The sequence below is a fragment of the Devosia sp. GW821-FHT12F11 genome, from assembly GCF_058806655.1.
Window position 1 is genome coordinate 1,044,943 of the sequence record NZ_JBXAPX010000001.1, and the last position, 25,089, is coordinate 1,070,031.

The window sequence follows — 25,089 nt, forward strand, 5'->3', positions numbered from 1 at the left end:
CATTGTAAGGGCCATGAACGGGGCATTCGACGAGCTTTCGCGCCACTCGGCGCGTCGGCGAAGGGCAACAACTCAGCAACTTCTGGTCCGTGTCGGGGCGCCGGCACTGGCGGTGCTTGGCATTGGCGCCATCGGCGCAGTGCTTATCGGCCTGCAGTGCGGCGGGCTGAGCCAATGCTTCGCCGGCAAGGCGCCGGTTGCCGCCGCCAGCGCCGCGCCCGCTGCGACATTGCCTGCTCCTGTCGAGGCTTCGCTCAGCCCGGCCGCCACGCCCGCCCCCGAGGCGGTTGCACCAACTCCCGCTGCTTCCGCCGTCGCTGTGAGCAAGGCTCCGGCGGTACCGGAAGGCGTCAAGCGAGCGCAGCGCGTCGACCAGATGATTGGCAATACCTTCGTGGCGCTCGCTTCCGATGATGAGGGCTGGCTGCGGGGCGCGGTGGCCAATGCCGTCAACGACCCCGAAACCTATGCCGAAGGCGATGGCGCCGGGCCGCCGGTATCGCAGGACGAAACCGCGGTCGAGGCCGCCGATGCCGTTGCCGGCGAGACGACCAAGCCGCTGGAACGCCCGACGCCGCTCGATGTCGCCGCGTTTGCCGAAGCGCCGGCCGAAACTGCTGCAAGCGTCAAGGCGGAGGCTGAGCGCAAGCTCGCCGAGGCGGCCAAATCCGCGCCCAAGCCTGAGCCCGAGCCGATTGCCGAACCCGAGCCGGAACCGGTGAAAGAACAGGCTGCCGTCGAGCCGGAAGCCAAGCCGGAGCCGGAACCCGCACCCGCCAAACAGGAAGCGGCCGCCTCCGGCGACACCCGCACCGTTGCCGGCTCCGGCGTCAATGTCCGCTCTGGCCCGGGCAAGTCGAACGGCCGGGTGTTCGGCCTTGCCGGCGGCGAGAAGGTCACGGTGAGCGAAAACCGGCGCGGCTGGCTGAAGATCACCGACGACCAGGGCCGCACCGGCTGGGTCTACAAGGATTACCTGAACTAGCGCCTTGGGCCGCTGACTGCAGCAGACGGCCCCCTCCCTCCTCCCCCATGAAGGGGGAGGTGTCCCGCTGGTTCATGGGCACAGTTCAAGACAGAGCCTCAACTCTTCACCTCCCCCTTCATGGGGGAGGCCGGGAGGGGGCCGTCTCTATCAGTCAGGCGCTTGCCCGCATTCCCACCCCGTGCTCTAACACCGCCCCTGGCGAACCCATGGAGATCGCAATGCCCCGAGTCATGTTCATCGAGAAAGGAGCCCTTCCCCAACTTGAGAACGTGACGCGCAATGCGAACACTGAACCTTGGGATTCTGGCGCATGTCGACGCCGGTAAGACATCTCTGACGGAACGGCTGCTTTACGCAGCCGGTGTCATCGACCGCCTCGGCAGCGTCGATGGCGGCAATACCCAGACCGATACAATGGCGCTGGAGCGCCAGCGCGGCATCACCATCAAGGCTGCCGTGGTGTCGTTCGTCGCCCATGACACGACGATCAACCTGATCGACACCCCCGGCCACCCCGATTTCATCGCCGAGGTGGAGCGGGTGCTGAACGTGCTCGATGGCGCCGTGCTGGTGGTTTCGGCGGTCGAAGGCGTGCAGGGCCAGACCCGCGTCTTGATGCGGGCGCTGAAGCGGCTCAAGATTCCTACGCTGATCTTCATCAACAAGCTCGATCGGGCCGGCGCCGACCCGGACCGGGGTGCTTGCGACCATCCGCCGTCGGCTGACGCCGGATATTGTGCCGATGGGCATGGGGCAGGGGCTCGGCACTGCTGCTGCGGCATTTGCCCCGTTCGGTCCCGACGACGGGGCTTTCCGCGACAGCCTCGCCGAACATCTCGCCGAGCACGACGAGGCCGTGCTTGCTGCCTATGTCGACAACCGCCACCTGCCTTACGACCGGCTGCGCGGAGCATTGGTGCAGCAGAGCCGTGCCGGCCGGCTGCACCCGGTGTTCATGGGCTCGGCCATATCGGGGGCCGGGGTGGAGACGCTGCTGTCAGGCATCGCCGAGCTGCTGCCCGCCCCGTCTGCCGAGCTCGAGGCCCCGGCCTCGGGCACGGTGTTCAAGGTCGATCGCGGTCCGGCCGGCGAAAAGCTCGCCTATGTCAGGATGTTCGCGGGCGCCCTCCATAACCGTGAGCGTCTGCAGCTGCGCGGCGAAGACGCCAAGATCACCGGCGTCGAGGTGTTCGAGCGCGGCGCCGTCGTGCGGCGCGATCGGGTGGTGGCCGGCGAGATCGCCCGGCTGCGCGGCCTCGATGTGCGGATCGGCGACAGCATCGGCATCGCGCCGCGCCCGGCAGCGCAGCACTTCGCGCCTCCGACGCTCGAAACGCTGGTGGTGCCGGTCGCGGCCGCCGATCGCCGCGCCCTGTGGACGGCGCTCGGGCAACTGGCCGAGCAGGATCCGCTGATCAACCTGCGCAAGGACGATATCCGGCAGGAGATCTTCGTCTCGCTCTACGGCGAGGTGCAGAAAGAGGTGATCGAGGCGACGCTCCTCACCGACTACGGGCTCAGGGTAGCGTTCCGCGAAACCACCATGATCTGCGTCGAGCGCCCGCTCGGCAGCGGCGCGGCGGTCGAGCTGATCTTCAAGCCGCCCAACCCGTTCCTCGCCACGGTCGGCATTCGCATCGCGCCCGGACCGGTCGGCTCGGGTCTCGATATCCGGCTCGAGGCGATGTTCGGCGCCATGCCGGTGGCATTCTATGAAGCCATAGAAGCGGCGATTGGCGAGACGCTGCGGCAGGGGCTGATGGGCTGGCAGGTGACCGACGCGATCGTCGGCGTCACCGATGCCGCCCACAAGGCGCCGATGAGCGCCGCCGGCGATTTTCGCAACCTGACGCCGCTCGTGCTGATGGAGGCGCTGCGGCTCGCCGGCACCGCGGTCTGCAAGCCGATCCACCACTTCCTCATCGATGTGCCGTCCGAGGCGCTGGCGGCAGCCTTGTCGGTGCTGGCGCGGCTCGATGCCCTGCCGGGCCAGCCGGTGCTGGAAGGCGCGAGCTACGTGGTCGAAGGCGAGATCGCCGCGGCGAGGGTACATGAGTTGCAGCAACTGCTGCCCGGGCTGACGCATGGCGAGGGCGTCCTCGAGACCAGCTTTGCCGGCTACCGCGCCGTTGCCGGGCCGCCGCCCATCCGGCGGCGCTCCGACAACAATCCGCTGAACCGCAAGGAGTACCTGCTGCATGTGCTGCGGCGGGTTCCGGCCAGCATCGGTGAAACCTGACGAAGCTCTGCAAGCCGGCGGCATTTGAGGAAATGCCGCCGGAACCTTTTGGCCCGGATGCGACTTGAGGTGCGTCGCCTTCCGAGGCGCCAGCCGACCTCACAGCTAACCTCCGACCGGGCCGGGAGGCGATACGGAGCTGACCCATGGCGCGGTCCGTTCACTCTCTCGTGTGGTTCGCCGGCACGCTCGCCGCTGCCGGTCTCGTCATCACCGCCGGAGCCGTATTCACCGTCGAACGGCTGGCCGAGGCAGTCGCCGCTGCGCCGGTGAAATCGGACCCGCGGCCCAGCTATGTGGCTTACTTGCCCAGGATTGCCGCTACCGACCTCGATATCGCGAAGTCCGTGCCCGTGCAGCCAATGGACACTGCCGGCACGACCAGCGTTTCCGAACCGCCAGCCCTCACCCATGAAGTGGCGGTGGAGTCCCTCTGGGTGCGCGCCAAACCCAACAAGCGCAGCGCCAAGGTCGTCGCTCTCGAGCGCGGCGCCCGCTTGTCGGTGACCCGCATCGAGGGCAACTGGACCCTGGTCAGCGGCCCTAATGGCGGACGCGGCTGGGTCTACTCCGATTACATCCGGCCCGCGGCGCCCTGATCGTGACGCGCTAGCCGAGAAGTTCCGTCACCTGTTCGTCGCCGAGCTGGCCGAAATGCCGGTAGTGGAGGCTCACCGCGAGGAATGGCTCGGGCGTCTTCAGGCAGACCAGCATGTCCGCCTCCTGCGCCAGTTGCTCGATCACGTCGGGCGGCGCCACCGGTACGGCGAGGATGATCCGGGCCGCGCCATCGAAGCGCAACGACCGGATCGCGGCACGGGCGGTATTGCCGGTGGCGACGCCGTCGTCCACGACGACGCAGGTGCGTCCGGTCACCGGAATCGGCGGTCGGCCGCCGCGCCACAGCAGCCGTCGCCGCTCGATCTCGGCCAGCTGCCGCTCCTGTTCGGCCTCGAGGTAGCCTTGCGATGCCCCGGCCAGACCGAGCACCGCTTCGCTCACCACCAGTTGCGGATGCGCCCCTTCAGCCACGGCGCCGATGCCATACTCCTCATGTCCCGGCGCGCCGATCTTGCGCACCAGCAGCAGGTCGAGCTCGGCGCCAAGTGCGGTCGCCACCTCACGCGCGACGGGCACTCCACCGCGCGGCAGCGCCAGGATCAATGGGTTGTCGAGGTGGAGAAGCGCGAGTTCGGCGGCCAATGCCCGGCCGGCCTCGTGTCGATCGGTGAAACTGGGCTCGATGCCATGCGTGAACATGCCGGCACATCCGGATGAACGACTGCGATCGGAACAAACGCCCGTCGGCCCCGGGTGGTTTCACCAATGCCCTCCCGAAATCTGCAGTCATGTTCTCGATCTGCGGACTCACTCGATGTCATCCCAGCGAAAGCTGGGACCCAACTCGCCGCCCGCACCAGCTGATAGATGGGTCCCAGCTTTCGCTGGGATGACAGCCGGTGGGTGGGAGAGTGCTACTTGCGATCCCGTCCGGCGCCGCGACCGCGTCCGACCTGGTTAGCCCGTACCCGAATGCGCAAAGGAAAAGGGCCGGTCTCCCGGCCCTTGGTTTTGTGTCGATACGTGGTCTTACTCGACCTGGCCGATATTGGCGGGGCTTTCGCCCGGCGACAGCACGTATTTCCAGATCGCCGCGCCGATGGCGGCGCCGATCAGCGGCGCCACGATGAACAGCCAGACCTGGCCCAGCGCGCCGTTCTGCGCAAAGATCGCCGCGGCGATCGAGCGGGCCGGATTGACCGAGGTGTTGGACACCGGGATCGAGATCAGGTGGATCAACGTCAGGCTGAGCCCGATGGCGATCGGCGCGAAACCGGCCGGCACTGCCTTGGCGGTGGAGCCGAGGATGACGATCAGGAAGAACGCCGTGAGCACCACTTCGGCAACCAGCACCGCGGTGAGCCCGTAGCCACCCGGCGACAGCGTGTCGTAGCCGTTCGAGGCAAAGCCACCCGGCGTATAGCCGGCAACGCCCGAAGCGATGATGAACAGCACGGCCGCACCCGCAACGCCGCCGATCAGCTGCGCCACCCAGTAGGGCACCAGATCCTTGTAGGCAAAGCGGCCGGCGATCGCGAGGCCGAGCGAGACCGCCGGGTTGAAGTGTCCACCCGAAATGCCGCCTACCGCATAGGCCATGGTGAGCACCGTGAGGCCGAATGCCAGCGATACACCGACAAAACCGATGCCGACATCGGGCACGCCCGCCGCAAGAATGGCGCTGCCGCAACCACCGAATACCAGCCAGAATGTGCCGAATGCTTCGGCCGATAGTCTTCTAAACATAACCAAACCCTCTGAGGTGTCGTTCCCACACCACACTGTTAGGCGCACTTGTTGCGTCGGTGAATCGTCGCCCCCGGGTTATGCACCACTGTTGTGCCTGCACGTGACGGGAAGCCCAGCCGGCGCAGGCATCTGGGTGTCGCTGCGGACTTCGGCCGACCTAAACTTGCGACACCGAAAACGTTTCCGCAAACTTTAGCCGCGCTACAAATGCGGATACCGGAATTCAGCTTTTCCAGAGCTCGGCAGTGGAACTTCCTATTTGGATTAAAATAGAACTAATGGATGACTATCGTTATCACCGTAGATGGTGTGCAAATTACACTGCGGAATTAGGTAACGACCCGGTTACTGTGCATTGTCAGCCTTCTGTCAGTCGTGCTCTAATACTTATGTGGACGCGATTCGAGGGTACGGGGATGAGCTCCGTTACCTACTGGTGCCGGTACAGACCGGCAACAGCTTTGGCCTGCAACCTCCAGGTGGCAAAGTGGACAGACTTGCGGACTCGATACCCTATCGGCCCTATCTCAACAGAGACCGGCTGATCTATCTAACGCACCCGGAAGCACGGATATCCAAGGCACTGTGTGACGAGTTCATCGCGCAGGGCTTCCAGGTATCCATGGTCCCCGATGTGCTGGCTCTCACCAGGCTCATGGCGCTGCGACGGCCGGACCTGGTGCTGATGCCGCTGTGTGGCGAGGAACGCGACATCGGCGAGGCGCTCGAAGCGCTCAGCGCCATCCGCGGCCAGCACCTGGGCATCCACACCTTCCTGCTGGCCCCGCCCGACGTACGTGCTGAAATGGTGGTGGCCGCCATGAAGCACGGTGCCAGCTCAGTGTTTTCCCCGCCCTATGCGCCGGTCGAACTGGCGGTTGCTGCGCAGGAGATCTTCCGCGGCGACATCCATGTCGAGCAATCCAAGGACGGCCCGTCCACCGTGACGGTGAAGGGCTTCGGCACGCTCACCTATCGCGAGCGGCAGATCCTGCAATATGTCGTCGATGGCCGCACCAACAAGGAGATCGCCGTCGATCTTGGCCTCTCCTACCGCACGGTCGAGGTGCATCGCCGGCACATCATGGAAAAGATCGGCGCGCGGAATACCGCCGAGCTGGTCCGCCTCGCCATCGAAAGCTGAGTGCTTTCAGGAAAAGTTGTGAGACTTTTCCGGCTCGAAGGCGCGACAGGACAAGAACCGGGCAACCTCGTTGCAACGAACGCAGGGTGCCCCAGGCAAATGCTCCCGGCAGGACGCGGGGAGCGCCGGCAGCGCCGCCCCCGCGCTGCCCGGCTCCACCGGATCATTCCCTGCTTCAAAGCAGCACCTCGTTCGAGATGGCTCCCGAACGGACGTGATGCTGTCGCAGGAATGAGGCCGGTGGTTCCGTTCTTCTCGAATGCGTGACAGCACGCCGATCAGCGCAGGCCGGCCTCTTCGAGCAGGCCCAGGCGCTTGGCGTCGTAGTAATAGCCGCGTGCATAATACCGCACCGCGCCATCCGAGTTGTAGCCGGCGGTGATATAGGCGCCGCGCAGATACTTCACCGCATATTTGAGGTTGGTCTCGGCATCGAGCAGGCCCGATGCGGAGCCGCCATAGCCCATCGAGCGCGCCGTATCGTGCCGGATCTGCATCAGCCCGTAATAGGGCCCGTTGCGCGCCCCCGGGTTGAAGCCGCTCTCGCGCTGCACCACGCGGCGCACCAGCGACTCCGGCACATCGTAGACGCTGGCATATTTGGCGATCAGCCCATCGACCCCGGAGGATGAGCTGCGGGCCGGCGCCTCGGCAAAGGCCAGCGGCACGAAGGCTTCACCCTCGCTCTCGGGCCGCGTCTCGGGTACCGGGGCAATCGCCGCGATTGCCGCCGGCGAGGCCGGTTTGAACCCCGGCAAGCCCGCCATCGAGCAGCCCGCCACCAGCCCGGCGAGGACAGGCACAACGAGCGTGAGGCGCACAGCGCGCGAGAGAGCAGGGGCCCTGAACATAAAGTCTCTATTAACAGAAGCTTTTGCGCGGGGGAACCCGGGGCTCTTTCACGGTTTGAGCCGATGCGCAGCGCCTTCGGGGGAGGGGGCAGGGGTGGGGGTCCACAGCCACCAGCCGGGCAATGATCCCGCTATCGCCCGCCTAATCGATCACCGACTCCTTCAGCGGCGCCGGCCGTTCTACCGGCGTGGTGATCTCCACGGCCCGGCGCTCGCGGCTCGCCGTCTCGAATGCTTCCATCACCTCGAGCACGTGCAGTGCCAGGTCGCCCGAGGCGCGGTGCGGCCGGCCTTCGAGGATGGCGTGCGCCATGTCGGCGACGCCGAGGGAGCGATAGTTAGCATCGGCATAGGGCAGGGCGTAGGGCACCGCGGTCCAGTCCGTCTCGCCCGCCGCCCGGGTCTTCACCTCGCCGCCGAACATGTTCGGGTCGGGCACCAGCACGCTCTGCTTGGTCCCGTAGAGCTCGAACGGCAGGTGCGCGTGGCCCGGCACGTCGAAGCTCAGCGTCACCTGGATGATGGCGCCCGAGTGGAACTGCAGCAGCCCGGCGACATGTGTCGACACCTTCACCGGCATCAGCTGTCCCTTCTTGGGCTCCGAATAGATCGGCCGCTCTTTCTGTGGCGTCGCGCTCATTGCCTGCACGCTTTTCACCGGGCCAAGCAGGTTGATGAGGTCGGTGATGTAATACGGCCCCATATCGAGCACCGGCCCGCCGCCGACGTCATAGTAGAACGCCGGATCGGGGTGCCAGCGCTCGTGCCCCGGACAGGCGAAGAACGCCGTGCCGCCGACGATGTCGCCCACCGCGCCGCTGTCGAGCAGCGCCCGTGCCTCCTGGTGCGCGCCACCGAGAAAGGTGTCGGGCGCCGAGCCGACCCTGAGGCCGGCTTTCGACGCCGCCGCAGCCAGGGTCTTGCCCTCGGCATAGGTGATGCCGAGCGGCTTCTCGCCATAGACGTGCTTGCCCGCCGCGATGGCGCGGAGGCCGACCTCGACATGCGCCCGTGGAATGGTGAGGTTGACGATGATTTCGACCCTGGGGTCGGCCAAGAGCGCCTCGACCGATACCGCGGTGAGCCCGAACTCGGCAGCCTTCTTGTCCGCCACCTCCGGCTTCATGTCGGCGATGGCGATCACCTCCAGCACCGGGAAATCCCGCATCGCCTTGAGGTACTGGCTCGAGATATTGCCGCACCCGATAATGCCCACGCCAACGCGACGCTTGCCGTCCATAGTCACTTTCTCCGTCCCTGTCGGTTAAGTCGGCCGATCCGCCCGTCGGGCGCGCCGCTCCAATCTTGTTGCCAGCATCGCCGCAATTGGCGTCGATTGCCAGAGGGGATGAGGTACGTAACGCAGAGTTTCTCACCGTCGCCCGATCCTGCTATGAGCGGCGCAATGCTCAATCCCATGCCGACCAGTTTCGACTATCGCCCGCCCACCGAGCCGTGGCTCACCGTGGTGCATGCCGACGACGATATCGTCGTGCTCGACAAGCCCTCGGGTCTGCTCTCGGTTGCCGGCAAGGATCCGGCTCTGGCCGATTGCCTCGAGGCGCGGGTCAAGCAGCGTTGGCCTACGGCGGCCATGGCGCATCGGCTCGACAAGGACACCTCGGGCGTCCTGGTGATGTGTCTCAGCAAGAAGGCGCTTGGTCATGTCGGCCAGGAATTCGAGCAGCGCCGCGCCAAAAAGTCATATGTGGCAAGAGTCTGGGGCGATATCGAAGCCGACGAGGGGCGCGTCGACCTGCCGCTCGCCACCGATTGGGAGCACAAGCCGCGCCAGCGCGTCGACTATGAGAGGGGAAGGCCGAGCGTCACCGACTGGAAGGTCGAGCAACGCGAAGGCGGCATCACCCGCGTACGGCTCTATCCGCTCACCGGCCGCACCCACCAGTTGCGCGTCCACATGCTCGAGCTCGGCCACCCGATCCTCGGCGACCCCTTCTACTCGACCGGCGAGGCCTTCGCTGCCGCCGACCGGCTGCAACTCCACGCCGAGGAACTGGGCTTCAATCACCCGTCGGGACACTGGGTGAATTTCCGCGTTCCGGCGCCGTTCTGAGCCGCCGAAACGGTTCCGGCTGTCACGAAATCGTCATTGGAGTGCCGGATTGAGGCCTGAAACGGGCCATTTCGGCCTTCTAGCCTCGCCATCGTCTCAACCCGAGCTCGGAGAGAACGATGAGCGAGATCAAGGACCGGCAGGACGCCGCTTCCGATATCGACCCGATCGTCGCCGCCCTGGCAGACGATACCCAAGCCGCTGCGGCGGTGGAGGGATTTGACGAAGCGGCCGAACCGGCGGACGGCGGAGTGGAGCTGACGGCGCCCGAGGCCGGCGCCCTGGAACTCTCGGATGCCGCAAATGGCAACGCGGACGAGCCGCTTGCCGCCACCGATCTCGCCTCGGCTGACGACGTCATCGGCGCCGAGGCGCTCCCGATGCGGTCCGACGAGGCGGTCCATGCGCCCATTGCGGCGGATGAACCGGCCGATGCCGCCGCCGATTTCGGCGATGAGGCCCCGGCCCAGGTGATCGCCTCCGCCGACATCGCCGACGCCATCGAGGCCGCCCTGCTGGACGAGGCAGCCGAACCGTTCGCCGCCAGCTCGTTCGAGAACATGCCGGCCGCCTATGCCGACACGGTGGTCGAGCTCGATGCCGAGGTCGACAGTGCCGATGACGACGCGCCGCTGCTCGATGTCGAACTCGAGGACGGCATCGCCTCGGTGTTCGCGGCCCTGCACGCCGCGCGTGAGCACAGCGCCCCGGTCGAACCGCTGGGCGATCTCGAAGCCGCTGACGGCGTCACCTTCCGGCTGCTCGGCGAACTCGATCGTCTCTGGCACCGCGCCGCCTGAGCTTTCCCACCGGTCGGCTCGTGCTGAGCCGACCGTCTTGCACTCGTCGCACCAATCGCCTATTGCCTAGTCCCGCTGCACCCGTAGCTCAGCTGGATAGAGCGCTGCCCTCCGAAGGCAGAGGTCATGAGTTCGAATCTCGTCGGGTGCGCCAATTCCCACTCAACTTGTGATTGAGGCCGTGCTTCGGCGCGTAGCCTTGCGCTGAAGCAGCTTGGTCCGCGGGAGCGGGCCTTTGAAGCCAGGCAAGCTGGAACGGCCGCGGCCTATGCGCGGCAACAACAGGCATGAGGGAAAGGCGAGGCGCGACGGTTGCTGAGGGAGACACGACGCGGCCCAACGCCTGCAAGGTCAATCAGGGAACGAGTGCTCGCCGGCGCCAGTGACCCTTCAGCGTCTGCGCGCGCATCCCGCACCCCGATCCTGTCATCTATGTCGGCCAGTTCACCGGCAGATACGAGCATCGCACTCTGACAGGCGGGATCGGTCACAACCCGTGGACTGCGACGCGTCTTTCGGCAGAGTTCTGAGAGTAAAGCACTGGAGGGAGGGGGCGGACGTCGCGCGCTTCATGGCCCACACCCCACCCCGGCCAGGAGACTAGTATGTTGTGCTGAGCGGTTGAGCCCACCACCACAAGCGCGCCTCCGGCCGCCCCGCCTCCGAGCCGACGGTGGGCGGCGTTCAATCGCTAAGCTGTCATTGCGCCGTCTATGGTCACTGCGGCTCCGTTGATGAAGCCCGCATCGGGACCAACCAGATACGCCACCAGCGCTGCAGGCTCTGATGCGTGCGCCATTCGCCCGGCGGGCACTCTGCCAAGGATGAACTCCTCCTTTCCTGACGTCATGTCGGTTGTTGTTGGGCCAGGCTGGATGGCGTTGACTGTTATGCCCTTGGGCGCGAACTCGTGGGCTAGCGACCGGGTCATAGCCGTGAGGGCGGACTTGGAGAGGCCATAGACACTGGAGCCGGGGACGGCTGCGCTGACGGCGACATTACTGGAAACATTTACGATGCGACCGCCGGACTGCAGGTGTCGAGCTGCTTCCTGCATGGCAAAGAACGGCGCTCGCACATTGATCGCCAGTGTTCTGTCGAAGTCGGCCTGGCTGAAATCTTCGAGTAGCGCATGGGCCAGCGTGCCTGCATTGTTGACGAGAATGTCTAGGCCGCCCAGCCGATCGACGGCCAAGCGAATGCCGGTCTGGAGGTTTTTCGGATCGGCACTATCGGCCTGCAGCGCGAAGGCACGTCCACCCGCACTCTCAATCTCCTCAACGAGCCGTTGGGCTGAATCCGGACTGGCGGAATAGGTAAAGCCCACGTGCGCGCCCTGTTCGGAGAGTTTCCTGACGATTGCAGCACCAATGCCGCGTGAACCGCCGGTGACGATGGCGCGTTTATCGCGTAGGGGGAGAAATGCCGACATGTTGTATCCTTTCGTCGGGCAGAGGGGAGTGGTTTCTGGACTGATCAGTCCAGAAATGTGAAGGCTTGCTGGTAATTGATTTAGGGGTTGCTACATTGCGGTGAGGGCGTTCATGGCGAAGTCGGCAACCGCAGCGAGCTCGTCCCGACCGGCGCCAGCTTGGGCCCTGACCGTAAGGCCCTGCAGCGTGGCATACAGGAAAGCGGCGGTCGCGGCGGAGTCCAGGTTTTCGGCCAGCTCTCCCTGAGCCTTGGCTGCCTCAACCAGGCTCGCGAGCATCGTCTGTACCGTCGAAGCGGTGTTGCGCGCGAGCTCGGTTACTTCTGGCGTCGTCTGCCCAAACGCGGTCGTCGCGTTAATGCCCATGCACCCTCGGGCGTTCTCTTGTGCGCTGCGGCGGGTGAATATGGCCAGAAACCCGTGCAGCACCTCCAGCGGAGATGGATCGTCCCCAAGGTGGTCGAAAAAGTTCTTGCTGTCGAGCTTGTGATACGACCGCAGGCTTTCGAGGAACAGCGAGTGCTTGTCCCCAAAGGTGTCGTACATGGACTGCCGTCCGATCTTCATGCCCTTGAGCAAGTCGTCGGTCGACGCGCCGTCATAGCCCTTGGCCCAGAACACATCCAGTGCTCCAGCCAATGCCGCTTCGCGATCGAACTCTTTGAACCTTGCCATGGTCAGGCATTTATGAATTCTGGACTGTGGAGTCAAGAAATGGCTTCATGCCGAGCCGTGGGACGCACGATCCGGGCACGTTCTGGTGGTACGATAATTGGGGAGGCGGTGTCCCGTCCCGTCGCACAGTACCCATCCTGCTTGGTTGGAGCGTGCAGCGCGGCCTCCTGGGTGACGAAGCTGTTCGGTGGCTTTCGTCCGTGAAGAAACCGGCGCGCGTGTGAGAGCAGCTTCTCGGAATTGTTCGAGGCGATCGCGATCGGGCTTATGCGGCTTTCTGTCTGTCGCAGAAAAGGGGAGTGCCCAAGCACTCCCCTTTCGTAACTCTGCCGGAGGCATAAGGAGCTTTGCGACCTACTCGACGCCGAGAGCTTTCTTGACCGCCGACTCGGCGGCATCGCCGGCCTGTTTGATCAATTCGTCGGAAAGGCCCTGGCTGCGCGCCACTTCCTCACTCGCCTTGCGAGCCTCGGAGACTGCAGCCGCCTTGTCGCCAGGTGACATGCCGGCGGCAGCATCCTGCAACGCCTTCATTGTGTCATCGAGGTTAACCGGGGCCGCGGCAGCCGGACTATTGGCAGATGTCGGGGCGCTGGAACTGGGGGTGGAACTGTCGCAGGCCGCCAGGGCAAGCATCGAGATAGCGGCCAGCGGCAACAGGAACTTGAAGGTCATTTTTTCGTCTTGCGGTTGGGTGTGTCGCCGAGCCGGTCGACGACCGGTTGGGCGTGTCAGGGCAGGAAGAGGTGCGTCCAGGCGTCAAGCTTCCGCTGACGTCTGGTCCTCGATCGCTGCAGCGGGAATGTTGCGCTTCAGAGACTCTATGCTCTTAAGAGCAGACGCCTTCTGCGAGTAGCCCTCCGACGAGAACATGATCTCGCCGTTCGTTGCGCGAAAGCGAAAGCGGAACTCGTCCGCTCTGTCCTTGAATAGCTCGAATTTATACACTGCAGTTCCTTGTGCGGTCCAGGTTGGGATGGTGAGCGCGCGGGCGCCCGCGTCGTGTTACTTGCCGACGATGTTGTTTTTCAGCAGGCCCACGATGGCTTGCAGGACGACGCCGCCGAGGCCGCTGCCGAGCAGTTGGGTGGCGATCGATGCGACGTCGAGCCCGCCGGCGGCACCGCCAGCGGCCCCGCCAAGAGCTGCGATGATCGAGCCGCCGCCCAGGCCACCGATGGCGCCGGCTACTGAGTTCCAGAGTGCACCCAGGTCAGCGCTCTTGATGGTCTTGCCGCTGGCCGAACCACCCACGGCGCCGCCGACCAGTTGGACAAGAATTGATACCAGATCCATATGTCTCTCCCGGCATGATCGCCGAACAGGGTTTCGCCTTCGCCCCAACAGCATCCATGACTGACGGCCGAAACCTGGGCATGGATCGAGTGCCGGTCCCCTGTTGCGGGACTCGCCGCCCTGGCCGACAGCGCATCGCTCTCGGACATCAGGTGCTTGCGTCCATTCCAGCTGCGAGGACCGTTCAAAAACCGCTGAGTGCCGCATTGTGCGGCTGGCTTGCGGGGAAGCTACGCTGGAGCGCGAACCGCAACAACTTCAGATACATTCACCTGCTGTCATCTGATGACAGCTGCAGATGTTCCCGGGTGGTGAGGCTTGGGGGAGATCAATGACCGCTGGACGCGGGGGGGGGCGGCTGTGGGCTGGGTGCGTTGTCCCAGCGTCAGGCAGCTTTTTCCTGCGGCAGGGAGACGGTGGAATGTTGACCCGTCGCCCTCGCTTGCCGCGAGGGTGAGATCGCCATTGCGGGGCAATCTCGCCCGCTACATAGAGCCCCAGACCCGAGCCGTGCACGTGCCGGGGCGCCGCTCTCGTCAGCCGCCGACGATCAGTTCGTCGGAGACGTGGGTGACACCGGGTGTCGCCCAGGCGGTGTCCTCGACCAGCCAGCGCTCGCTCCAGGTCTTGACGCGGCCCTTGAGCGTGACCTTGTCGGCGGCGACATCGATCTTGATGTCCCCAGCCTCGACTTCGGCGCTGCGCTTCAGCGCCTCCTCGATCCTCTTCCCCACGTCGACGGAGGTCACCTGCGGTTTGATCGTGATCTTGTTGGTAACCCCGGTCACGCCTTTGAGGTCCTCGATGGCATTGGCCGCGCCGACCTTCTGGTAGTTCCAGTCGAGGCTGCCGGTCAGCGTGACCCAGCCCTTCTGCACTGTCACCTGGACTTTGCCATCGGGAACCCGGGTGCTCCACTTGAGGGTATCGAGCACGCGCCTGGCGATCTCGTCGTCGGCAACGCCGGAACCACCCGGATACCGCACCTCGAGTTCCTCGGCGATGCCGCGAACCCCCTTCACCCGGGCAACGATCCGTTCGGCCGCCTGTTTCTGGCTGTAGTTCTGCACGTGGCCCGAAAGAGTCACGATGCCGTCCTCGACGGCAACGCCAATGTCATTGGCATCGATCGACGGTTCGAACTCGAGTTCATCGAGAATGTTCTGTCTGAGGCTGCTGTCACTCATACTGGTCTCCACTCGCTATGCGGGCGGCTCGTGGCCGTCAGCCAGAGAACAGAGCACCAAACCCCTTTGCGATGCTTGATCCAGCTCAAATGCCGAGTCGGCGCCGGCCCCGGCGATCATGCTCGTTTGATGCGGATCAAACCCGGCCGGCCACGCCGGACCTAGTCTTGCTGCGTTCAGCAAACGGAGGATCCGATCATGGCTGAGACCAAGTTGCCCGTGAAAACAGAGGGCAAAAAGACCGCTGCGGCACCTGCCTGGCATCCCCTCGACGACCTTCGTCGTGAAGTTGACCGGTTGTTCGAGGATTTCAATGGCGGGTGGCTCCGGCCGTTCCGTCCGAGCCTGCCCACGCTCGAGCTGCTGCGCGGCGAGATGGCGTGGAACACCCCGGCGGTCGACATCGTCGAGAAGGACAAGTCCTTCGAGATCACTGCCGAGTTGCCAGGCCTCGATGAAAAGAACATCGAGGTGACCCTGCGCAACGGCAACATCGTCATCAAGGGCGAAAAGCAGGAAGAGAAGGAGGAGAAATCCAAGGACTACTACCTGCAGGAGCGGCAGTTCGGCTCGTTCGAACGCAGCTTCGCGCTGCCCGAAGGCGTGGAACCCGACAAGATCGAGGCGCACTTCAACAAGGGTATTCTGACCGTGTCGCTGCCCAAGTCGGCAGAAGCGCTGAAGCCCGAGAAGAAGATCGCTGTGACCTCGCGCGGGTGAGACGGTCTGCGGCTGCCCTGTCCGGTTGTGGTGGGGCAGCTTCCTGCCGGCGAACGCCTGTCGAGGTTGAAGGAGGCGACGATGAGCTTTCTTGACCGCACCGATGCCGGCAAGCGCCTCGCTAAGGCGCTGATGCGCTATCGAGGCGACAAACCCATCATTCTCGCCTTGCCACGCGGTGGGGTCCCGGTGGCGCTCGAAGTGGCCAAGGCGCTCAGCGCGCCGCTGGACCTGCTGATCGTCAGGAAGATCGGCGTGCCTCAGCAACCCGAGCTCGCTGCTGGCGCGGTGGTGGACGGCGAGACGCCGATCGTGGTTCGCAACGAAGAGGTCATCCGGATGGCCCAGCTCTCAGAAGCCGAGTTCAGCCGGATCAAGGATGCGGAAATCACCGAGATCGGGCGCCGCCGGCGCAGGTATCTTGGTCAGCGGCCGCAGCCGGAACTCAGGGATCGCACCGTGATTGTCGTCGATGACGGCGTCGCGACGGGTGCGACGACGCGCGCCGCACTCAGGGCGTTGCGCCTGCGTCATCCGCATCGGCTGGTGCTGGCGATTCCGGTTGCTCCGGTCGAAACCATCGAAGGACTGCGGGGCGAAGCCGATCAGATCGAGTGTCTGGAGTCACACGTGTTATTCGGGGCGATAGGCAACTTCTACGGCGACTTCCGCCAGGTCTCCGACGAGGAGGTGATCGTGGCGCTCAACGAGGCGACTGCGCCGAGATGATTGTCCGCATCGGCTTGATGTGCATCAAGCTGCCAGCTCGCGCCGCGTGCTGTCGTTGCCCGAACACCGCATGGGAGATTCCGATGAAGAGCATCCTGGTTGCTACCGACGGCTCGGTGCTGTCCGGCAAGGCCCTGGCAAAGGCGATCGACATGGCGACACGGTTCGGCGCCAGCCTCACCATCGTCAACGTCCTCGATGTCATACCAGTTGGCCAGTCGCTCAGGCGTTTCGTCCAGGCGGAACTGCCCGCGACCACCCTCCAGCCACTTTCGCTCCCGTTGCTGAACCGCTACGGCATCGGCTCGGTCGAAGCGGTCGAGGCACTGGACACTCAATCGCGAGCGGTGGCGCAGCTCGTCTCCGATCGCATTCTCGCCGACGCCCAGGCCGCGGCTGAGGCAGCCGGGATCAAGGATGTGAGCACGGTCTCCGTAGCGGGTGAGCCGGCGCAGCAGATCGTTGCGGCCGCCAAGGCAGCCGGCGCCGACCTTGTGGTGGTAGGGCGCCGCGGCTTGAGCGGCTTGACCGAACTCGTCCTCGGCAGCGTGTCGCAGAAGGTGCTTCACCATGCCGATGCCGACGTGCTGGTCGTCGCCTGAGACGGCGAGCCGAGCCGGTTCGAGCTCACCCGGGCCGGTACGGCTCAGACGGGCTCGATCGCGGTGACTCGATAGGCCCAGACCTCTTTACCCTCGACCACGTTGATCAGGCTGTTGGCGCAGAACCGGACCGAGGCCGCAAAACCGTCGGATCGCGCCGGGTCATTTCCGTAGCGGACGATCCAGGCGCCGAGCGGGTCGCGGGCGAAACTGCCGGTGAGATCGTCATGGCCTTGCTCGAAGCGCCGGACCCGCCACGGCGAGGGGGCGCGCGACAGCATCAGGGCATCGATCTCTCCGTCGCGGTCAAGCGGCAGCGTGAGCTCATATCCCGTATTCGGATCACCGCTGAAGCATCGAAGTTGCGGGCACCGCTCCAACCGTACCCGGCTGGCGTGTCCGCGTCGTGCGTCCGGCAGTTGGGGCAGCGCTTGATTGGACATCGACCTCTCCTTTGCCACAGCAAAGCAGGATGGCTCCGGCCGGATCTTGATCTGGCTCAAGCCAGGCTGCCGACCGCTATCATGCCAGCCCCCTGCGGCAGGCGCTTGCGTGCAACAGGTGACCCCGGTCCGAGAGCCACCTGGGACCGGGGTCTGCACCTCCGTTGAACACGGTGGGTGCCGGAGGTGCCGCATGGAACGGGGCCCATGCCTTGTCAAAATGACCCGTCGCGGGCATGCAGCCTTGATCTTTGTCAAGTGCGGGCGCCGTGACGGCGCTTGAGCTACATCAATGGCGGCCCATCCTCCCCTGCTAGCGTAGCGGCAGAACAAGGAGCCGATTGATGGACATTCAGAGCATTTTGGTCAGCCTCGAGCCGAGGATCGCGCCGACTACACTGGGCGCCGCCGTCGATATTGCCCGTCGTTTCCGGGCCACCCTCACCGGGTTTGCCGCCGCAGAACCTTCCCCGGTGCTCTTGGAGGGGCCGGCGGGTATCGATCAGTATGCCGCGGCCCGGGGCGAGATCGAGGAAGCGCTGACCTTGGCCAAGGCCGATTTCGAAGCGAGGGTCCCGCACGATCTGGTGCGCTCCTTCGTCAGCTCCATCGAGAACCCCACCCAGGCGCTACGGCGCGAGTCGCTTGCCAGTGACCTGCTGGTCATTCAAGCCCGGGCGGGCTTGCCCGACTACAGCGCTCACCCCGATATCGGCGAGCTGGTTCTGACCACCGGGCGTCCGGTGTTGGCGCTGGCGCCGACGGGAGAAAGCATGAAGGCCAGCAACATCGTAATTGCCTGGAAGGACACCCGCGAGGCGAGGCGCGCCGTGGCCGACGCCCTGCCGTTCCTGCGCGGCGCAGATCAGGTACTGGTCGCCACTGTTGATGAAGGCGATTACACCGGCGAGCGGGCGCGCCTCGAGACCATCGTGTCCTGGCTGCATCTGCACGGTCTGCCGGCCCGCGGTGAAGTGCTGCCCTTGGGGCAGAGCCTCGCCAGTACCATCCACAATGCCGCCACCGCGATCGGGGCCGACCTGATCGTCGCCGGAGGATATGGCCATAGTCGGTTCAGAGAGTGGCTGCTGGGCGGCATGACTCAGGAGTTGCTCGAGCAGCCCGCGGTCAACCTGTTCCTGTCCAATTAACCCCGTCGCCCCGTCGAGCCCATGATGTTGAACTATCGCATTTCCGCCCGAAGGACAGACAGCCATGGGAGCATTGCCATGGCCAAGTCCGCACAGGTCATCCTCGATACCGACCTGGCCGGACGTGACGACGCCTTGAACCCGGTCGAGCTGCTGCTCTCGGCACTGGCGGCTTGCATCATCAAGGGCATCGAGCGGGTGGCGCCGATGATCCGTTTCAGCTTCGAGGGCGTGGAGGTCGAGATTGACGCAGAGCGTCAGGATGCCCCGCCGAAGCTGGTGTCGATCAGCTACCGGCTGCTTGTCAGGACCTCCGAGACCGACCAGCGCCTGGAGTTGCTCCACACCAATGTCCGAAAATACGGCACGATCTACAATACCTTGGCGTCCACCATTGCGCTCAGCGGGACGATCGGTCGACTGCAATAACAGTCTGGATACATCGCGCCATGCGCAGCGGTTCAGCCGTCACACCAGGCTCCTGGCCCAGTCGGCGGCACGCTCGATCTCGCCGACCTTGAGCGGCCCATACATGCCTGTCACCAGGAAGCCGGCGATTTCGCCTTTGCGGGTATAGCCCCGGCTGTGGAGCAGTTCGTCCATCCGGCTGCCGGCATAGCCCCCAATGCTCACGCCCCATCGCAACGCACCGGGCCTGACGGCGTTCAGATCGATCCGGGTGTCGAACACCGCCGCCATGGCCTTCGCCGATACTGGGGCGAGTCCGCCGAGCAGTTCCGATACCTGCGGGGTCGGTTGGAAGCCGCGCGTCGGAGACCCGATGATCAACAGGTCTGTCTCTTCGAGGTCGATTTGCCCGGCTTCCTGCACCGTCAAGAGTGTGACCGAATTGTCGCGCTCCAGTGCCGCGGCGATAGCCGCCGCAACCTTGGCGGTGTTGCCGTAAATGCTGTCGTAGATGATGGTGATGTTCATGGGACCTTCCGGGACGAGATCGGTCGCAGGCAGGTAAGCTGCTGCCTGGTGGCCAACGCTGGCCTGTGTCGGCGAACCGGGGACGAACCTGGAGGATCAGGCGTCGTGCCTGACCTCCTTGAGCTTGTCGAGGCCAAGGGCCCGCAGCGCCAGCGTCTCGTAGAACGGCTCCGAGCGGCCCGAACGCATCTTGTGCAGGTAGTATTTCTCGAAGCCGACCTTGGCGCTATGCACCCATTTGCCTGAAGCGGACCAGTTGACGTTGCGCGGCGGAATCTGCGGCTGGGCCACGAAGGCCACGCCACTGTCGCCGAAATCGGCGAGACACACCGCATTCCAGGTGGGCACCGCCGAGGGTTCCCTGCCCTCGATGAGGCTCGCGACGTTCTGCGCCGTGGCGGTGACCATCGACTCGATCATGAACCCGGTCTTGGGCACCCCGACGGGTACCGGTGTCTTGCCCAGCGGCGGGATCGCGACGCACACCCCGACCGAGAAGATCTCGGGGAAGGTCGGGTTGCGCTGATACTTGTCGGCGAGGATGAAGCCACGCGGATTGGTGAGGCCCTCTATGCCTCGCACCGCTTCGACGCCGCGGAAGGCGGGGATCAGCATCGAGAAGGCAAACGGCACCTGGTGCGACTGCCTGAGCGTGCCGTCATCGGCGAACTCCGACACGTACACGTTCCCTGCCTCGACCTTATCCAGCCTGGCGTTGGTGATCCATTTGATGTGGTGCTGGCGCAGCTCGCTCTCCAGCAGGCCTCGGGTATCGCCGACGCCGTCGAGGCCGAGGTGTCCGATATAGGGCTCGGGGGTGATGAAGGTCATCGGCACGCGGTCGCGTACCTTGGCCTGGCGCAGGGCCTTGTCGAGGATGAAAGCGAACTCGTAGGCGGGCCCGAAACACGAGGCGCCCTGGACGGCGCCGACGACAACCGGGCCGGGATTGGCCACCAGCCGATCGAACGCCGCCTTTGCGGTGAGCGCATGGTCGATGAAGCAGACCGACTGGGTTTCCGCCGCAGGTCCGAAGCCCGGGATCTCATCGAAGGCGAGGTCCGGGCCCGTCGCGATGACGAGGTAGTCGTAAGTGATGAAGCTGCCGTCCAGCAGTTCGATCGACTTCGCCGCGGGATCGAGCCGTTTGGCGCCTTGCGGGTAGAGAGCGATGTCGCGCCGCTTGAACACCGGCTCCAGATCGATCTCCACCTCCTCGCGTTCCCGCCAACCGACGGCCACCCAGGGGTTGGAGGGCACGAAATGATAGTGGTGCCCCTTGTTCACCACCGAAATCCGATGCTGCGATCCGAGCCGGTCCCGCAGTTCGTAGGCCATGATGGTCCCGCCGAGTCCGGCGCCAAGAACGACGACATGCGACATTTCGAACTCCTGCCTTCTGGCCGGTCGAGACCGACTGCCTCGGATGGCTGCGATCGACCGCCTGGTGATGTGGAGCGGCGCCGACAGGCATCCGCCAAGCCTATCTAGCGCGATGTCATGCAGCGCGATTTGACCTGCGACAAATGCCTGGTGAAGTCCCGCGAGCGGCACGTGCGGATGGCCGTCAAAAGGCGGGCGGCGTTCATGCCGCCGGGAGGAAAGCCGTCCACCTGGTTGGTGGCCGATCCTGCGCTAATGCTGCAGGGGGAGCAAAGTTGGAAGTTCCGCTACGCGCGCTACCCAGGCGTCTCGCTGCTGCGGCTTGAGGTCCTTGACGCCGCCTACCCGTGTAACCCTGACCGGGTGCATGCCGCAGATCTCGAGGGTGGCTTTGCTCACAGCATTGATGTCGGCATCGCGATATCTGGTGCGGAGCCATGACGCGGTGGCGTCCGACGTCGTCACGATGTCGGCTGATCGCCCCTCGAGCAGCTTGCGCCAGAACGGGTCGTTCACGTCGTGCCGGAAGGTGAATTCGGAATAGAGCGTCCGGTCGAAGAAGCCCTTCAGCAGGGCGGGCACGTTGCCCCACCAGACGGGATAGAACAGCGCGAAGTGCTCACACCAGCTCAGGTTCTCCTGCGCGGCGGCCAGATCGTCTTCCAGCGGTTGAACCCGTCGAAGCCCGTAATGCAGTATGGGATCGAAATTCAGCTCGGCGAGGTTCCGGCGCCGCACCTCATGTCCGGCCCTGGCTGCCGACAGGCAGTAGCCATCGGCGAGGCGGCCGTTGAAGCTGTCAATGTCCGGGTGAGCGTAGAGGACGTGGATGCGCATGTGAGCCTCCTCCAGATGGAGGCATCTTGGCTGAGCACCGCCGGCCCGCATTGATCGAGGTCAACCGGCGCCGGCCGAGATGCAGCCGGCATCGTCGCCTTGATCGACTACCGCAACGCTCTGAGGGCGTTCAGGATGACCAGGACATCGATGGCTTCCTGGAACAGGGCGCCGGCCACCGGCGGCAGGAAACCGAATGCCGCGAACAGCATGCCAGCAAGCGACAGCAGCAGGCCGCCGGCGACGCTCTGGGTGGCGATGGTCCGGGTGCGGGCCGCGATCTCGAGTGCGCTCAGCGCGCGGTCGAGGCGGTCGATCAGGATCACCACGCCGGCCGTCTGCGACGATGCGGCCGATCCGCGGGCGCCCATCGCCACCCCTACGGTGGCCGCTGCCAGGGCCGGGGCATCGTTCACGCCGTCGCCGACCATCATGGTCGGAGCCTGGGCAACCTCCTGCCGTACCACGTCGAGCTTGGCCTCGGGGGAGAGGTCGCCGATGGCGGCGCTCAGCGACACTCGCGTGGCCAGCGCATCCACCACATCCTGCCGGTCGCCCGAGGCGAGCACGATCCGCCGCACGCCGTGCCGTGCGAAGCCGGCGATCACGCCGGCAGCATCATCCCGCAGCGGATCATGCAGGACGATGATGCCGGCGAGCTGACCGTCGACGGCTACGGCGACCACGGCGGCGCCGGGCTCCAGCCCCGCCCTCAGGGTATAGGGATCGCCGGCGCTGCGGGCGGCGACGTAACGGCTTCCGCCGGCGGTCACTTCGTGCCCCTCGACCCGGCCGGAAATGCCTGAGCCGGTTTCCTCGGCCACCGCCGACGGCGGTGTAAGCGTCAGCCCACGGCGGCGCGCCTCTGCAACCAGCGCCTGCGCGATGACATGGTTGGAGGCCTGGTCGAGGGAGGCGGCGAGGCGCAGCAGCTCGTTGGCGTCCCAGCCTTGATCGATGGTGCGGATATCGGCGACGTGCGCCACCCCATGGGTAAGCGTGCCGGTCTTGTCGACGATGACGGTGCGGACGCGGCTCAGCGCCTCGAGCGCTCCGCCATTCTTGATGAGGATGCCCTGGCTGGCGGCGCGCGAGATGCCGGAGATCAGCGCGACCGGCAGGGCGAGGATCAGCGGGCAGGGGGTTGCCACCACCAGCACCGCAAGGGCCCGCAGGTGGTCGCCACTCAACCACCAGGCGGCGCCGGCGATGGTCACCGTCACCAGCAGGAACCACACGGCAAGGCGGTCGGCGACCCTGACGACCGGGGCCTTGCTCTGTTGAGCCTGCTCCACCAGTCGGACGATATGTGCGTAGGTGCTCTGGGCGGCGGGATGCGTGACCGTCATCTCGAAGGCGTCGCCGGCATTGATCGAGCCGCTCAACAGGGCTTCGCCCGCATTGCGCCTTACCGGCAGCGGCTCGCCGGTCAGGGCCGCCTCGTCCACCACAGCCGTCGTCCCAACGACTGTTCCGTCCACCGGCAAGGTATCGCCGGCCCGGATCAGGATCAGGTCGTCGGGAACGAGCTCGCCGATCGGCACCTGCTCCAATGCACCGTCATGCTTGCGCATTGCGGTGCGCGGGACGCGCCCCAGCAGTGCCGTCAGCTCGCGCTTCGCCCGCCCTTCGGCGAACTGCTCGAGCAGCTGGCCACCGGCGTACATGAGCCCCACCACATTGGCGGCGAGCGCCTCACCGAACAGCAGCGCCGCGCTCATCGAGAGGGCGGCCACCAGATCGAGCCCGACCGAGCCCTTGCGCAAACTGGTGACGATCTCGATAAGCAGCACAATCAGGATCGGTACCGTAGCGCCCGACCAGATGATGCGCGACACATCGGCCGCGCTCGCGATAGCAGCCACGCCACCCGCGGCAAGGCCCGCGATGGCCAGCACCACAAGGCCCAGCCGCGGCGATATCGGCAGGGCGGCGATCCAGTGTGGCTGCGGTGCAGCGGTGCTGTCGGTCATTGCGCCCCCCGTCGCGGCAGTTCGATCACCGCTTCGACTCCGCTGGCCCTGCCTGCGATCGGAGAGGTGAGCGTCAGGCGGCCTCCCGCCTGTTCGATGATGCCCCGGGCGATCGACAGGCCGAGGCCGCTCCCCTCGGCGGTGGTTCCGCCACGAACGAAGGGCCGACCCAACTGGGCGAGCTCTGCGGGATCCAGCGAAGTCCCATCGTTCTGGATGTGCAATGTATTCGCCGGGCCGATGAACACCCGCACCTTTGTCGCGGGCGCACCGTGTTTCAGGCCGTTCTCGATGAGGTTGCGCACGACGATGGCGAACCCGTCGGGGTCGATGGCGGCGGGAAGGCCGGTTGCGGCGCCAGGGTCGAACTCTACCCGGTCACGCCACGCCGTGGCGGCGTTGATGTCTCTAACCACCATACCCAGCACCGGCAACTGGTCGATCTCATTGTCGGTCCCGGCGAAGCCTGCTTCGATCCGGGCCAGCTGCAGCAGCTTCTCGGATAGTTGTGACAGGCGTTTGAGGGCAGCCTCGATCTCGCGCACGCGCTCGATTCCCGGCTTGCCGGCGAGCTCATCGGCCAGTTGCTGGGTCTGGGCCAGGGCACCGGCGATCGGGGTGCGCAGCTCGTGGGCGCTGCGGGCGGCAAAGGCCCGTTCGGCATCGAGCGCGGATTTCAGCCGTCCAAGCAGCGCGCCGATCGCCTCGGCAATCGGCGCCAGTTCGGTCGGGTGGCGGTCGGCATGCAAAGGCTCGAGGTTGCGGCTGTCGCGTTGGGCGATGTCCCGGCGGAGCGCCTGCAGCGGCCGCAACGCCAGCCGCATGGCCAGCCACACGCCGGCGGCGATCAGCGGGATAAGAGCCAGCAGCGGCAAGCCGAGGGCCGCGATACTGTCGCGAAACGCCGTGACGCGGCGATCGCTCAGCTCGACGATGACGATCGAGTAGCCGGACCGCGGGTCTTCGAGCGCGAAGGTCCGTTGGCCGTTGAGGTCGCCGAAACCGATCGGCTCGTTGACGGCGATGTCGTCGGGCGCATGCTCGTCGCGCAGCACCAGGGCGCCGGCCGCGTCGCGCACGAAATAGGTGAAGCTCGCATCGTGTGCGACGCCGTCCCGTGGACGGTCGTCATCATCGCCATCCCCGTCTTCCTGCTCGCCGCTGACGATCAATCGGTCGACGCCGTGGTCGCGCTCTCGCAGATCGTGAACGGCCAGCGGCAGCAGTCGCAGCGCACTCTCGCGCAGGCTGTCGTCATAGGCCTCGTTGAGCTCGTGCTGCATTACCGCAACCGAGATGGTAGCCGCACCGACCCACAA

At 65.4% G+C, this 25,089-nt stretch carries 25 protein-coding genes, 1 tRNA gene and 2 pseudogenes; 12 read left to right on the top strand and 16 right to left on the bottom strand.

Features of this window, described 5'->3' with window-relative positions; genetic code table 11:
• Window positions 1–13 precede the first annotated feature (13 nt).
• The 3 genes and pseudogenes from AC1ROK_RS05225 (at window position 14) to AC1ROK_RS05235 (ending at window position 3,826) form a co-directional block, all read left to right on the top strand.
• Window positions 14–985, top strand: coding sequence for an SH3 domain-containing protein (locus AC1ROK_RS05225; protein WP_492844502.1), 972 nt, complete (start codon window positions 14–16; stop codon window positions 983–985).
• Window positions 986–1,267: 282 nt separating this feature from the next.
• Window positions 1,268–3,227: pseudogene (locus AC1ROK_RS05230) on the top strand (GTP-binding protein).
• A gap of 146 nt (window positions 3,228–3,373) precedes the next feature.
• A complete protein-coding gene (locus tag AC1ROK_RS05235; protein WP_492844504.1) occupies window positions 3,374–3,826 on the top strand; it encodes an SH3 domain-containing protein in 453 nt (150 codons plus the stop codon).
• A 10-nt stretch (window positions 3,827–3,836) separates the two neighbouring features.
• Here the strand turns inward: AC1ROK_RS05235 and AC1ROK_RS05240 are convergent, their stop codons facing one another.
• Together AC1ROK_RS05240 and aqpZ are read right to left on the bottom strand one after the other, a co-directional pair.
• On the bottom strand, window positions 3,837–4,487 hold the full coding sequence (locus tag AC1ROK_RS05240; RefSeq protein ID WP_492844505.1) for a phosphoribosyltransferase: 651 nt from the start codon (window positions 4,485–4,487) through the stop codon (window positions 3,837–3,839).
• A 330-nt stretch (window positions 4,488–4,817) separates the two neighbouring features.
• Window positions 4,818–5,534, bottom strand: a complete 717-nt coding sequence (aqpZ, locus tag AC1ROK_RS05245) for an aquaporin Z (protein WP_492844507.1) — start codon at window positions 5,532–5,534, stop codon at window positions 4,818–4,820.
• Between the two features lie 490 nt (window positions 5,535–6,024).
• On the opposite strand from aqpZ, the gene AC1ROK_RS05250 reads away from it, so the two are divergent.
• The gene (locus AC1ROK_RS05250) at window positions 6,025–6,681 is read left to right on the top strand and encodes a response regulator transcription factor (protein WP_492844509.1); all 657 of its coding nucleotides are present in this window, start codon (window positions 6,025–6,027) and stop codon (window positions 6,679–6,681) included.
• A gap of 278 nt (window positions 6,682–6,959) precedes the next feature.
• Here AC1ROK_RS05250 and AC1ROK_RS05255 read toward each other — a convergent pair.
• Both AC1ROK_RS05255 and AC1ROK_RS05260 read right to left on the bottom strand, forming a co-directional pair.
• Window positions 6,960–7,397: pseudogene (locus tag AC1ROK_RS05255) on the bottom strand (transglycosylase SLT domain-containing protein); the annotation flags it as partial.
• A 277-nt stretch (window positions 7,398–7,674) separates the two neighbouring features.
• Entirely contained in the window at window positions 7,675–8,772 is a 1,098-nt protein-coding gene (locus AC1ROK_RS05260) for a Gfo/Idh/MocA family protein (protein WP_492844511.1), read from the bottom strand.
• Window positions 8,773–8,925: 153 nt separating this feature from the next.
• Between AC1ROK_RS05260 and AC1ROK_RS05265 the strand changes: the two genes are divergently transcribed.
• From AC1ROK_RS05265 to AC1ROK_RS05275, 3 genes are all read left to right on the top strand, one after another.
• Window positions 8,926–9,606 (top strand): pseudouridine synthase, encoded by a 681-nt coding sequence (locus AC1ROK_RS05265; RefSeq protein WP_492844513.1) that lies wholly within the window; start codon window positions 8,926–8,928, stop codon window positions 9,604–9,606.
• 119 nt (window positions 9,607–9,725) lie between these two features.
• The gene (locus AC1ROK_RS05270) at window positions 9,726–10,406 is read left to right on the top strand and encodes a hypothetical protein (RefSeq protein ID WP_492844515.1); all 681 of its coding nucleotides are present in this window, start codon (window positions 9,726–9,728) and stop codon (window positions 10,404–10,406) included.
• A gap of 77 nt (window positions 10,407–10,483) precedes the next feature.
• Window positions 10,484–10,560 (top strand) — tRNA-Arg (locus tag AC1ROK_RS05275).
• Window positions 10,561–11,097: 537 nt separating this feature from the next.
• Here AC1ROK_RS05275 and AC1ROK_RS05280 read toward each other — a convergent pair.
• The 6 genes from AC1ROK_RS05280 to AC1ROK_RS05305 all read right to left on the bottom strand — a co-directional run bounded on the left by AC1ROK_RS05280 (window position 11,098) and on the right by AC1ROK_RS05305 (window position 14,996).
• A complete protein-coding gene (locus AC1ROK_RS05280; protein ID WP_492844517.1) occupies window positions 11,098–11,838 on the bottom strand; it encodes an SDR family NAD(P)-dependent oxidoreductase in 741 nt (246 codons plus the stop codon).
• A 90-nt stretch (window positions 11,839–11,928) separates the two neighbouring features.
• The gene (locus tag AC1ROK_RS05285) at window positions 11,929–12,513 is read right to left on the bottom strand and encodes a TetR/AcrR family transcriptional regulator (RefSeq protein WP_492844519.1); all 585 of its coding nucleotides are present in this window, start codon (window positions 12,511–12,513) and stop codon (window positions 11,929–11,931) included.
• 354 nt (window positions 12,514–12,867) lie between these two features.
• Window positions 12,868–13,188, bottom strand: a complete 321-nt coding sequence (locus AC1ROK_RS05290; protein ID WP_492844521.1) for a hypothetical protein — start codon at window positions 13,186–13,188, stop codon at window positions 12,868–12,870.
• A gap of 84 nt (window positions 13,189–13,272) precedes the next feature.
• Entirely contained in the window at window positions 13,273–13,461 is a 189-nt protein-coding gene (locus AC1ROK_RS05295) for a YegP family protein (protein ID WP_492844523.1), read from the bottom strand.
• 57 nt (window positions 13,462–13,518) lie between these two features.
• Window positions 13,519–13,809 (bottom strand): hypothetical protein, encoded by a 291-nt coding sequence (locus AC1ROK_RS05300; protein ID WP_492844525.1) that lies wholly within the window; start codon window positions 13,807–13,809, stop codon window positions 13,519–13,521.
• A gap of 536 nt (window positions 13,810–14,345) precedes the next feature.
• On the bottom strand, window positions 14,346–14,996 hold the full coding sequence (locus AC1ROK_RS05305; RefSeq protein ID WP_492844526.1) for a BON domain-containing protein: 651 nt from the start codon (window positions 14,994–14,996) through the stop codon (window positions 14,346–14,348).
• A gap of 198 nt (window positions 14,997–15,194) precedes the next feature.
• On the opposite strand from AC1ROK_RS05305, the gene AC1ROK_RS05310 reads away from it, so the two are divergent.
• The 3 genes from AC1ROK_RS05310 to AC1ROK_RS05320 all read left to right on the top strand — a co-directional run bounded on the left by AC1ROK_RS05310 (window position 15,195) and on the right by AC1ROK_RS05320 (window position 17,047).
• Window positions 15,195–15,716: an Hsp20/alpha crystallin family protein gene (locus tag AC1ROK_RS05310; protein WP_492844528.1), complete on the top strand. Its 522-nt coding sequence runs from the start codon at window positions 15,195–15,197 to the stop codon at window positions 15,714–15,716.
• An 81-nt stretch (window positions 15,717–15,797) separates the two neighbouring features.
• On the top strand, window positions 15,798–16,445 hold the full coding sequence (locus AC1ROK_RS05315) for a phosphoribosyltransferase (RefSeq protein WP_492844530.1): 648 nt from the start codon (window positions 15,798–15,800) through the stop codon (window positions 16,443–16,445).
• 83 nt (window positions 16,446–16,528) lie between these two features.
• The gene (locus AC1ROK_RS05320) at window positions 16,529–17,047 is read left to right on the top strand and encodes a universal stress protein (protein ID WP_492844531.1); all 519 of its coding nucleotides are present in this window, start codon (window positions 16,529–16,531) and stop codon (window positions 17,045–17,047) included.
• A gap of 44 nt (window positions 17,048–17,091) precedes the next feature.
• On the opposite strand, the gene AC1ROK_RS05325 is transcribed toward AC1ROK_RS05320, so the two are convergent.
• Window positions 17,092–17,490, bottom strand: a complete 399-nt coding sequence (locus tag AC1ROK_RS05325) for a hypothetical protein (RefSeq protein WP_492844533.1) — start codon at window positions 17,488–17,490, stop codon at window positions 17,092–17,094.
• Between the two features lie 344 nt (window positions 17,491–17,834).
• On the opposite strand from AC1ROK_RS05325, the gene AC1ROK_RS05330 reads away from it, so the two are divergent.
• Together AC1ROK_RS05330 and AC1ROK_RS05335 are read left to right on the top strand one after the other, a co-directional pair.
• Window positions 17,835–18,641, top strand: coding sequence for a universal stress protein (locus AC1ROK_RS05330; protein ID WP_492844535.1), 807 nt, complete (start codon window positions 17,835–17,837; stop codon window positions 18,639–18,641).
• 78 nt (window positions 18,642–18,719) lie between these two features.
• Window positions 18,720–19,070 (top strand): OsmC family protein, encoded by a 351-nt coding sequence (locus AC1ROK_RS05335; RefSeq protein WP_492844537.1) that lies wholly within the window; start codon window positions 18,720–18,722, stop codon window positions 19,068–19,070.
• A gap of 39 nt (window positions 19,071–19,109) precedes the next feature.
• Here AC1ROK_RS05335 and AC1ROK_RS05340 read toward each other — a convergent pair whose 3' ends face one another.
• The 5 genes from AC1ROK_RS05340 to AC1ROK_RS05360 form a co-directional block, all read right to left on the bottom strand.
• Window positions 19,110–19,577, bottom strand: a complete 468-nt coding sequence (locus AC1ROK_RS05340) for a flavodoxin family protein (protein ID WP_492844538.1) — start codon at window positions 19,575–19,577, stop codon at window positions 19,110–19,112.
• A 96-nt stretch (window positions 19,578–19,673) separates the two neighbouring features.
• Window positions 19,674–20,960, bottom strand: coding sequence for an NAD(P)/FAD-dependent oxidoreductase (locus AC1ROK_RS05345; RefSeq protein ID WP_492844540.1), 1,287 nt, complete (start codon window positions 20,958–20,960; stop codon window positions 19,674–19,676).
• A gap of 252 nt (window positions 20,961–21,212) precedes the next feature.
• A complete protein-coding gene (locus AC1ROK_RS05350) occupies window positions 21,213–21,797 on the bottom strand; it encodes an NAD(P)H-dependent oxidoreductase (RefSeq protein ID WP_492844542.1) in 585 nt (194 codons plus the stop codon).
• Between the two features lie 107 nt (window positions 21,798–21,904).
• Complete coding sequence (locus AC1ROK_RS05355; RefSeq protein ID WP_492844544.1) at window positions 21,905–23,770, bottom strand: heavy metal translocating P-type ATPase; 1,866 nt, start codon at window positions 23,768–23,770, stop codon at window positions 21,905–21,907.
• Entirely contained in the window at window positions 23,767–25,053 is a 1,287-nt protein-coding gene (locus AC1ROK_RS05360; RefSeq protein ID WP_492844546.1) for a sensor histidine kinase, read from the bottom strand. The genes AC1ROK_RS05355 and AC1ROK_RS05360 overlap by 4 nt, the downstream gene beginning before the upstream one ends.
• Between the last annotated feature and the right edge of the window lie 36 nt (window positions 25,054–25,089).